The 9737-nt window shown below is 55.9% G+C and carries 9 protein-coding genes; 2 read left to right on the top strand and 7 right to left on the bottom strand.

What is annotated here, in order from left to right:
* The 3 genes from AACY26_RS21130 to AACY26_RS21120 form a co-directional block, all read right to left on the bottom strand.
* The coding region (locus AACY26_RS21130) for a TRAP transporter small permease (RefSeq protein WP_339516956.1) at nt 1-340 on the bottom strand (340 nt) is incomplete at its 3' end.
* A 339-nt stretch (nt 341-679) separates the two neighbouring features.
* The gene (locus AACY26_RS21125) at nt 680-1687 is read right to left on the bottom strand and encodes a TRAP transporter substrate-binding protein (RefSeq protein WP_445261338.1); all 1008 of its coding nucleotides are present in this window, start codon (nt 1685-1687) and stop codon (nt 680-682) included.
* A gap of 199 nt (nt 1688-1886) precedes the next feature.
* The gene (locus tag AACY26_RS21120) at nt 1887-2783 is read right to left on the bottom strand and encodes a LysR substrate-binding domain-containing protein (RefSeq protein WP_339516955.1); all 897 of its coding nucleotides are present in this window, start codon (nt 2781-2783) and stop codon (nt 1887-1889) included.
* 217 nt (nt 2784-3000) lie between these two features.
* Between AACY26_RS21120 and AACY26_RS21115 the strand changes: the two genes are divergently transcribed.
* Together AACY26_RS21115 and AACY26_RS21110 are read left to right on the top strand one after the other, a co-directional pair.
* On the top strand, nt 3001-4203 hold the full coding sequence (locus AACY26_RS21115) for a CaiB/BaiF CoA transferase family protein (RefSeq protein ID WP_339516954.1): 1203 nt from the start codon (nt 3001-3003) through the stop codon (nt 4201-4203).
* 10 nt (nt 4204-4213) lie between these two features.
* Complete coding sequence (locus tag AACY26_RS21110) at nt 4214-5146, top strand: hydroxymethylglutaryl-CoA lyase (protein WP_339516953.1); 933 nt, start codon at nt 4214-4216, stop codon at nt 5144-5146.
* 68 nt (nt 5147-5214) lie between these two features.
* Here AACY26_RS21110 and AACY26_RS21105 read toward each other — a convergent pair whose 3' ends face one another.
* The 4 genes from AACY26_RS21105 to AACY26_RS21090 all read right to left on the bottom strand — a co-directional run bounded on the left by AACY26_RS21105 (nt 5215) and on the right by AACY26_RS21090 (nt 9731).
* Nucleotides 5215-6219 carry a TRAP transporter substrate-binding protein gene (locus tag AACY26_RS21105; RefSeq protein ID WP_339516951.1) on the bottom strand — a complete coding sequence of 335 codons (1005 nt, stop codon included), beginning with the start codon at nt 6217-6219 and terminating at the stop codon, nt 5215-5217.
* A gap of 74 nt (nt 6220-6293) precedes the next feature.
* Nucleotides 6294-7112 (bottom strand): HpcH/HpaI aldolase/citrate lyase family protein, encoded by an 819-nt coding sequence (locus AACY26_RS21100; protein WP_339516963.1) that lies wholly within the window; start codon nt 7110-7112, stop codon nt 6294-6296.
* 36 nt (nt 7113-7148) lie between these two features.
* Complete coding sequence (locus AACY26_RS21095; RefSeq protein ID WP_339516949.1) at nt 7149-8354, bottom strand: CaiB/BaiF CoA transferase family protein; 1206 nt, start codon at nt 8352-8354, stop codon at nt 7149-7151.
* 27 nt (nt 8355-8381) lie between these two features.
* A complete protein-coding gene (locus tag AACY26_RS21090) occupies nt 8382-9731 on the bottom strand; it encodes an MmgE/PrpD family protein (RefSeq protein WP_339516948.1) in 1350 nt (449 codons plus the stop codon).
* Nucleotides 9732-9737 lie beyond the last annotated feature (6 nt).

The raw sequence follows: 9737 nt of genomic DNA, 5'->3' as shown, positions 1-9737 counted from the left end.
TTACGCGTTGGATTGGGCGCGGCGCCAGCTTGACCAGCGCATCCACACCGATATGCCCTGCGGTGCGCACACCGTAGGCCAGACCGAAAAATATCAACCAGGCAAACAGGGCCTTGGTCAGGGCAATGCTCCAGGTCATGGACTGCGCCATGTCGAGGATATGATCGCCGATCCAGAACAGGGTCTCGCTACCGCCTTCCCAGCGGTCAGCCCAGCTGTAGAAGAAGCTATAGAGGTTGTTGAGGATTACGTAGGTAAAGGTTACTAGCGTCATCGACCCTAATAAAAAGGCAATAAAGCCTTCTTCGAAGTGGTCCCAAACGCGCCTCAAGGCGTTCATCAGAAATCTCCTGAACGATTTTTATTGGTTTGATCCATAAGGAAAGCGGGACTCTAACCCAGTAACCCGCAACCCGACATTCACGATTGGTGCATGCCGGTTTCACTACAGCCGAAGGCCGGTACGAAGAGGCTATTGCGTAAGCAATGCATAAGAATAAAGCAGGCTTTTGGCTGGTTACTCAACCAACCCTAATGCTTGGGCCTGCGCTGAAAAATAAGCTGCCAGCTTTTCAGCACAAGCCCAAGTGGGGGGCACTGAGATCAGTCGAATTTTCGGGGTTAGCCAAAAGCCTGAAACTGAATCCGCGACCAGGCTGTTGCCCGATCGCGGGGGCTGTTAGTTGGCTTGATTCGCCGCCTTTGCCGCTTCGATTACATCGCTGCCGATCTGCGATTCAAACTTTTTCCAGGCTGGACTAACTGCATCGCGCCAGGCGTTGCGCTGCTCAGGCGTGAGGGTGATGAGCTCAACCTTGCCCGAATCGATAATGGCCTGCTTGGCTTGCTCGTTAAGCTCTGCGGCTTGCTTGTTCACCTCGGTGGTGACTTCAGCAACGATTTCTTCAAGCTGGCTGCGGATATCGGCTGGCAGGCTATTCCAGAACTTGGTGTTGGTAATCAGCACGTAGTTGCCGATGGCATGATCGGACTCGATCATGTACTTCTGCACTTCGTAGAATTTCTGGCTGTAGATGTTCGACCATGGGTTGTCCTGAGCGTTGACCACCCCAGTTTGCAGCCCTTGGTAAATCTCGGCGAAAGACATTTTACGCGGCACTGCGCGCAATGCGCTGTACTGTGCGGCCTGCAAATCGGATGGCTGCACACGGAACTTCAAGCCACGGGCGTCGGATGGTTTGACCAGTGGTTTGTTGGCAGTTAACTGACGCATACCATTGAGCCAGAATGCCAAGCCAGTGATGCCTTTGTCTTCCATCGACTTGAGCATCGCCTTGCCCTTGTCAGAGTTCTGGAAGCGCTGGGCAGCCGCCATGTTGTCGAACAGGAACATCATGTCGAACAACTGCAATTGCTTGGTGTATTGCTCAAGTTTCGAGGGTGCAGGCGCAAGCATTTGCACCTCATTGAGCATCAAGGCTTCCATCTCCTTGCCATCGCCATAAAGTGATGAATTGGAATAGACCTGTACCTCAACCTTGCCCGCAAGACGTTCATCAACCAGTTTTTTGAACAGCAATGCGCCCTTGCCTTTCGGGGTGTTATCAGCAGTAATGTGCGAGAACTTGATCAGGATTGGATCGGCAGCCTGGGCAGTCAAGGCGCCAGCCAATGCAAAACCTGTGACCATGCCCAGCAGGACACGACGTACAGACGGATACTTCATGGGTGAGCTCCTATTATTTTTGTCTTAGGAAGCCGCTAAAAACTATTGAACTAGCTATTTCAGAGGCTCCGTAGCGTTGAAATGGCGAGGTCTTGCAACAGGGGTTCGCACTTCATCGACCCACGAACTCTATCGCGCAGTTTTCCCAACTGAAATTCACATTTGAGTAATGAGGCCTTCGGCATCCACGAAGGCAGGCTCAGCGGTATTCGCTGCTTACCAAGTGTTCAAGCATCTGTTTTGCCGTCACGGATAAGGCATCCAGGCTGCGAACGCCGATCTTTATTTCTCGGCGCGCCCAGTCATCGGTGAGGTTGACCACCTGGACATTCAGCGCTGGCAAATAGGTGCGCACGGCAATCTCAGGCAGCACGCCGATGCCCATGCCGGTGTGGATCATGCGGCAGATCGCCTCGAAACTGCGTACCTGGATTCGCAGGCGTAATGTAGCGCCGAGATGATGCACACTGTGCTGCAACAGGTTGTGCAGCGAGGCATCTTGCTGCAGGCCGATAAAGTCATAACCGACGGTTTCACGAAAGGCTACCGAGTTGCGTGACGCCAATGGATGATCACGTGGGGTCACCAGTACCAGTTGGTCATGGCGGTAGGTAAACAGCTGCAGGTCTTCGGCCGGCACATGTCCGGCAAAGATACCGATGTCGGTCAGTCCTTCACGCACAGCGCGGATGGTTTCACTGCTGACCCGCTCCTCCAGGTCAATTTTCACCTCGGGGTGCAACTGGGTGAAAGTGCTCAGGTCTTCTGGCAAAAACTCAATGACCGCAGAGGTGTTGGCGTGAATACGCACATGACCTTTAACCCCTTCACTGAACTCGCTGAGGTCGGCGCTCAGTTGCTCAAGGTTATCCATGACCGTGCGCGCATGGTGCAGCAAGGCATGTCCAGCTGGCGTCAACTCGACACCCTTGGGCTGGCGATAAAGCAAGTTGATACCCAGTTGGCTTTCAAGATCACTCACCCGTTTACTGACCGCTGCCAAGGCCAGGTGCTCACGCTCGGCGGCCTTGGTCAGGCTGCGCTCATCGGCAATCGCAATAAATACCTTAAGCGTGGTGAAGTCGATACGGCGCACGGCGTTTGTCCTCTGCCAGTTGAAGAACCGCTGAACAACGCCAGCAAAGCATTATTCAGTCGTTTCTGGAGTCTTGATGCAACAGTGCCGACAAGGCTCTCATAGATTAACTTCGTAGAATACGAAGTCAGGCTTGAAAATTGATCAATTGTTCTCGATTCAAGGTTGGGTAATTCTGCAACCATAGAGAACAAAGCACCCGGCTAGAGGCACAACAATGACAGATCAAAACGTGACCAACATGGCGCTGCAAGGGTTGAAAGTGGTTGAGATGGGCCAGCTTATTGCGGGCCCATTCGCCAGCAAACTCCTCGGCGAGTTTGGCGCGCAGGTGGTCAAAATCGAACCGCCAAAGGTCGGCGACCCGCTGCGCAAGTGGCGCAAGATTAAAGATGGCACCTCACTCTGGTGGCATGTTCAGTCGCGCAACAAGCAGTCACTGACGCTAAACCTGAGAGAAGCGGAAGGTCAGGATATCGTGCGCAAGTTGATTGCCGAGGCGGATATCCTAATTGAGAACTTCCGCCCCGGAACCCTTGAAGGCTGGGGGCTGGGCTGGGAGCAGTTGTCGCAAATCAACCCACGACTGATCATGCTGCGCATTTCGGGCTACGGTCAGACCGGCCCGTACCGCGACCTGCCCGGCTTTGGCGTGATCGGCGAAGCCATGGGCGGCCTGCGCCATCTTTCCGGATACCCAGGGCAAGCGCCGGTGCGAGTAGGCATTAGCATTGGCGACTCATTGTCCTCGCTCTATGGCGTCATTGGCGTATTGCTGGCACTGCAAGAACGCCAGCGCAGCGGTTTGGGGCAATACATTGATGTGGCTTTGTACGAATCAGTCTTTGCCATGATGGAAAGCCTGATTCCCGAATACGATGCCTTTGGCTACATCCGTGAACCCGCTGGCAGCGCCCTGCCCGGCATCACGCCGTCCAATTCCTATCCGTGCAACGATGGCAGTTTCGTATTGATCGCCGGTAATGGCGACAGTATCTACAAACGCCTGATGACCCTTGTGGGTCGCGAAGACCTGGCCAACGACCCACGCCTGGCCCACAACGATGGCCGCAGTGAGAATGCTGAGTTAATCGACCAAGCGATCGCTGACTGGACCCGTGAACGCGCGCGTGACGACGTGTTGGCAGCGCTCAATCAAGCACAGGTTCCGGCCGGTTTCCCCTATACCGCAGCCGATATTGTCAAAGACCCGCATTACCTGGCGCGGCAGATGATCGAAACCGTGCAAACCGCTGCCGGGCCACTAAAGGTGCCAGGCGTATTGCCCAAGCTGAGTCGTACCCCGGGTCGCATTGGCACCGGCGGTCCGGCACTGGGTGAGCACACCGATGATGTATTGGCCGGTTTGGGCCTGACCGACGAGCAGCGTCAAGGCCTGCGCGATCGCGGCATAGTATAAGGAACTGATGATGAGCAAGCGTCTATACATCCAGGAAGTCGCCACCCGTGACGGCTTCCAGATAGAACCCAACTTCGTTGCAACCGAAGACAAAATTGCACTGGTTAACCGCCTCTCTCGCACCGGCTTGGCCAAGATCGAAGTCACCTCCTTTACCTCGCCCAAGGCCATACCCAACTTGCGTGACGCTGAAGAGGTGATGCGCAGTATCGAGCGTGTGGCAGGGGTTGAATACACGGTGTTGGTGCCAAACGTCAAAGGCTGCGAGCGCGCCTTGTCATGCCAGGTTGATGAAATAAATCTGGTCATGTCAGCCAGTAATACCCATGGCCTGGCCAACTTGCGCATGACGCCTGAACAATCGCTGGCACAGTTCCGGGAGATCATCGAAGTAGCGCGTGGCAGCGAGGTATTTATCAACGCCTCACTCTCCACCACCTTTGGCTGCCCTTTTGAAGGCGCCGTAGCTGAGACTCGCGTGTTTGAGCTAATTCAGCGCTTGACTGACATTGGCGTGCAAGGCATAACGCTCTGTGATACCACCGGCATGGCCGACCCGGCGCAAGTCGAGCGCATCAGCCGCGAAGCCCTGCAACGTTGGCCGCAAACCGTATTCACCCTGCACTTTCATAACACCCGTGGCATGGGCTTGGCCAATGCGATTGCGGCATTGGGTGCGGGCGTTGATCGCTTTGATGCATCGCTCGGCGGGCTGGGCGGCTGCCCATACGCACCAGGCGCCAGCGGTAATATCTGCACCGAAGATTTGGTGCATATGTTTCAGCGCATGGGGTTCGATACCGGCGTAGACCTGGATGCGCTGCTGCAGGCTGCGGCGAGCCTGCCTGAACTGCTCGGCCACGATGTACCGGGTGCGATCCTGAAGGCCGGTAAAGCTGATCGGCGCTATCCAAAACCCAAGTGGATGGATGCCGCGAGCTGATGTACAAGCACAAAAAAACGGGCGACTGATGCAGTCGCCCGTTTTTGTTTATCACGCAAAGATAAAGCTTAAGGCGTGTTTGAAGCCTCGGCAGCCTTGATCAGGTCGGCGCCAATCTGCGGTTCAAACTTCTTCCACACCGGCTTCATCGCTTCACGCCACTTTGCACGTTCTTGCGGCGTCAGGGTGATGATTTCAGTGGTGCCAGCATCGGCAATCTGCTGCTTGGCTTTCTGGTTCAGGTCTGCAGCTTCTTTGTTCACCGCGACAGTCACCTCGCCCATGATTTCATCAAGCTGGGTGCGAATATCATCCGGCAAGCTATTCCAGAACTTGGTGTTGGTGATCACCATGTAGTCGATCAGGCCATGATCCGACTCAGTCATGTACTTTTGCACTTCATTGACTTTCTGGCTGGCGTAATTCGACCAGGTATTCTCGGTGCCGTTGACCACACCGGTCTGCAAGCCTTGGTAAACCTCGGCAAAACTCATTTTGCGCGGGTTAGCCCGGACCGCCTTGAACTGTTCTTCAAGTACCGCCGATGCCTGCACGCGGAACTTCAAGCCACGGGCATCGGCCGGTACGTGCAATGGTTTGTTGGCGGACAATTGCTTGGTGCCATTATGCCAATAGGCCAAGCCCGTGATGTTTTTACTTTCCATCGACTTGAGCAAAGCCTTGCCTTGCGGGCTGCTTTGAAAACGGTCGGCGGCGGCCAAGTTGTCGAATAGAAATGGCAGGTCAAAGATCTGGATCGGCTTGGAGTACTGTTCAAACTTGGCCAGTGACGGCGCCAGCATTTGCACGTCGCCCAGCAGCAATGCCTCCATTTCCTTGCCGTCGCCATAGAGTGATGAGTTCGGGTAGACCTCGACCTTTACCTTGCCTGGAAGACGCTCTTCCACCAGCTTTTTAAACAGCAATGCCCCCTTGCCTTTAGGGGTGTTGTCTGCGACCACGTGGGCAAACTTGATAATAATCGGATCTGCGGCATGGGCCAGGCTGGCGAAGCCAACTGACATCGATACAGCAGCGGCGCATAGCAGTGTCTTGAATGGAAGCTTATACATTGAATACCTCTTGTTATTGTTGGTAGACCTCAACCTCTGCACGGATGCACAGAGGTTATTTAGCGAGCTTTTAGTCACATGCCGGCACGTTCGAGTAAACGCTTGGCATGACCGAGTACCGGCGCATCAACCATCTGCCCGTCGATTACAAACACACCAGCGCCCTGCGCTGCCGTATTCATTACGCGTTGCGCCCAATCCAGTTCATCGGCAGCTGGCATCAGGCTTTGGTGCACCACGGCAACCTGTTTGGGGTGAATACACAACATGCCGCCAAAGCCCATGTCATTGGCATCGCGCGCAAATTGCGCCAGTCCGCTGGGGTCATCGATTGCTGGAAATACACTGTCTAACGGAGGCGCCAGCTGGGCCAGGCGCGACTGCAACACAATCGCGAAACGCGCCTGATCCAGCATGCGTGTAGCGCCTGAGGTGCCTGCTGCCAAACCCAGGTCAAGGCCCAGGTCCAGCCCGCCAAACGAGAGCCGTTCAACACCTTCTGCATGGGCAATTTCAACCAAGGCCTGCAACCCCTTGGCACTTTCGACAATGGGCCAGATTGGCTTTTTGCAGGCGGCCAGGTGGCGGACCTGAGCTGCGCTTTCGACCTTGGGCAGCAATACACCGACAACGCCTGGATGGCGCGCGCACAGTGCCATATCTGCATCATGGCCAGCGTGACCAGCCGAGTTGATGCGCACATGCAGGCGGGCCTCGGGATTGGCTTGCAAAAAGGCATCAAGATCAGCTCGTGCTTGTTCCTTGAGCGTCTCTTCAACTGCATCTTCAAGATCAACGATTACTGCATCACTGCCGACGGCAAGCGCCTTGGGGATGCGCTCAGGGCGGGATGCAGGCACGAACAATGCCGTGCGAATGATCGATCCATTCATGGTCATTTCACTCTCTCTAGCTCGCACAGACACTGCTTAAACAACGCCGCGTTCGTGAAGTTGCTGGATATCACTGGCACTCAAGCCCAGCTCGCCAAGCAGGTTATCGGTGTGTTCTCCCAATGCGGGAATCCCATCCATGCGTGGGCTGAAGGCACTGTTGCGCCCTGGCGGCAGCAACGCCGGAAGCATCCCGGATGGGCTCTGCACCTCGGTCCAGCGTTGGCGGGCCTTGAGTTGTGGATGTTGCCAAACCCCAGCCATGTCATTGACATGGGCATTGGCGATTTGCGCCTCGTTTAGCCGCTCGATAACCTGCTCGGCGCTTAACGCAGCGAAACTCTCAAGGATGATCGCACGCAGTTCCGTACGGTTGGCCGAACGCTTGGAGTTGGCTGAAAATCGTGGATCATCGGCCAACTCAGGTTGCATCAGCACCTTGTCGCAAAAGGCTCGCCATTCGCGCTCATTCTGCAGGCCGAGCATCACGGTTCCGCCATCGCCTGCCGGGAACGGGCCGTAGGGATAAATAGTCGAGTGCGCGGCACCTGCCCGTGGCGGCGGCGTCGCACCTTGATAGGCGTAGTACATGGGATAGCCCATCCACTCCACCAGACTTTCGAGCATAGACACATCGACCCGACTGCCGACACCCGTCTTGCCGCGCAGCATCAGTGCCGACAACACGCCGGTGTAGGCGTACATCCCGGCGGCGATATCGGCAATCGAGCAACCGGCCTTGGCCATCTGATCTTCGCCCTCGCCGCCTGTCACGGACAAAAAGCCGCCTTCGCTTTGAATCAGCAGGTCATAGGCTTTCTTTTGCTCGTAAGGACCACCTTCGCCGTAACCGGAGATGTCGCAAACAATCAACTGCGGGAAACGCTCGTGCAAGGCCTCGAAGGACAAGCCCATGCGGGCAGCCGCACCCGGAGCCAGGTTCTGCACCAACACATCGGCCTTGGCCAGCAAGGCGTCAAGCACAGCTGTGGCAGGCTCTTGCTTGAGGTCAAGGGTCAGGCTTTCCTTGGAGCGATTGGTCCAGACGAAATGCGAGGCCAATCCCGATACTCGCTCATCGTAGCCACGGGCAAAGTCACCGCTGAGCGGGCGCTCGACCTTGATAACCCGGGCACCAAGATCAGCCAATTGACGGGTACAAAACGGAGCCGCAATGGCGTGCTCCAGACTAACAACTGTGATGCCGTCCAACGGACGTGGTGAACGTGTGGAACTATTCATAATGGTTCTCTTACTTAGACGGCATGATTAACAAAGGCTGTTTACCGACGCGCAGTGGCGCAAGTTCCAAGCCTGGGCAATCAACTCATCCGCTCTGGTTGAGTCCTTGTGCCCAGCGAATGCAAGTAAACGGCGGAACTTGTCTTCCAACTCTGACCGCGACAACGTGTTGCCTGGATCGCCTTTAGGTTCGTCTATTGCGCCCTGCAGACGACGACCATCAACCGTCAGCACCTCAACACGCCCGAGCCAACGTTGCGGATAAGCAGCATCGACCTCTGTATCGAGTTGCATCTGCACCTTGCCCCTAAAACCGGCAACATGCGGATCGTGTAACGCAAACTGCTCGAACTCCGGCAAACCAGCCTTGCCATGCACGGCAATCAAGCCGAGTACGGTGCCCATTGAGAATTTGGCTTGATGAACGCTACTTGGCACATCCACCCGGCCCAGCACATCGATTGCGCCTTGATGAACCCGGGTTGTGACCTGTTCGATCTGTTCATGCTCCAGCCCCTGCGCTTGCATCAGCGCCAGCAAAGCGTCAGCGGCGGGATGGGTGTGGCGACAGGATGCATGGAACTTGAATGAGGTTTCACACAAGGCCCAGCGGCTGCCTAGGCGATCGGACAACTTGGCTGGGTCGGCGTCACTGGACATACCTGCCGCCATCCCCTGATCGCCTTCAAGAATATTGCGCGCGCCAGTTAAACCTTCAGCAGTCAGGTAGGCCGCAAGCACGCCATCTGCAGCAGCCTTGGCGGTGTGCAACTGCTTGGAATCGGCAGCGTCACGCAAAAACTCCCACAAGCCTGCAGCCTGGGTCCCGGCGGTTCCGAGCAAGTTGATAAACTGCTCGCGATTAAACTTCAGCAGCTTGCCAACAGTAACCGCAGCGGCCAGGGTGCCGACCGTCGCGCTGGTGTGGAAGATCCGGTAGTGCGAGCGTCCAAGGAATTCACCGATGCGGATGCCTGCCTCATAACCCACAACCGCAGCCAACAGCAGCTCTCGGCCGCTGCAACCCAGGTCCTGAGCAGCAGCCAGTGCCGCCGGGAATACAACAGTGGCTGGGTGCAGCACTGAGCTGTTGTGCAAGTCATCCTGCTCAACCAGATGCGAGGAGGCACCATTCACAAGCGCAGCAAAATAGGCGCTGGTGCATTTGCCACTGACCAGAATCTTCGCCTTGCCTGTACCTGGCCCCATGGTTTGCGCATAACGCTCAAACAACGGAATCGGATGGCGACCCTGGCTGGCCAATGCAGAACCCAGCCAGTCGAGGTAAAGCTCCTCGGTTCTGTCGAGCACAGCCTCGGGAAGTTGCTCATAACGCAAGTCAGCCATAAACGCGGCAAGCTGTTCTGTATGAGTCATGGGCTG

The organism is Pseudomonas sp. RL_15y_Pfl2_60 (genome assembly GCF_963970595.1).
Lineage (GTDB): Bacteria > Pseudomonadota > Gammaproteobacteria > Pseudomonadales > Pseudomonadaceae > Aquipseudomonas.
Note: the sequence above shows the minus strand (reverse complement) of the source record. Positions and strands in the feature narration are given on the sequence as shown.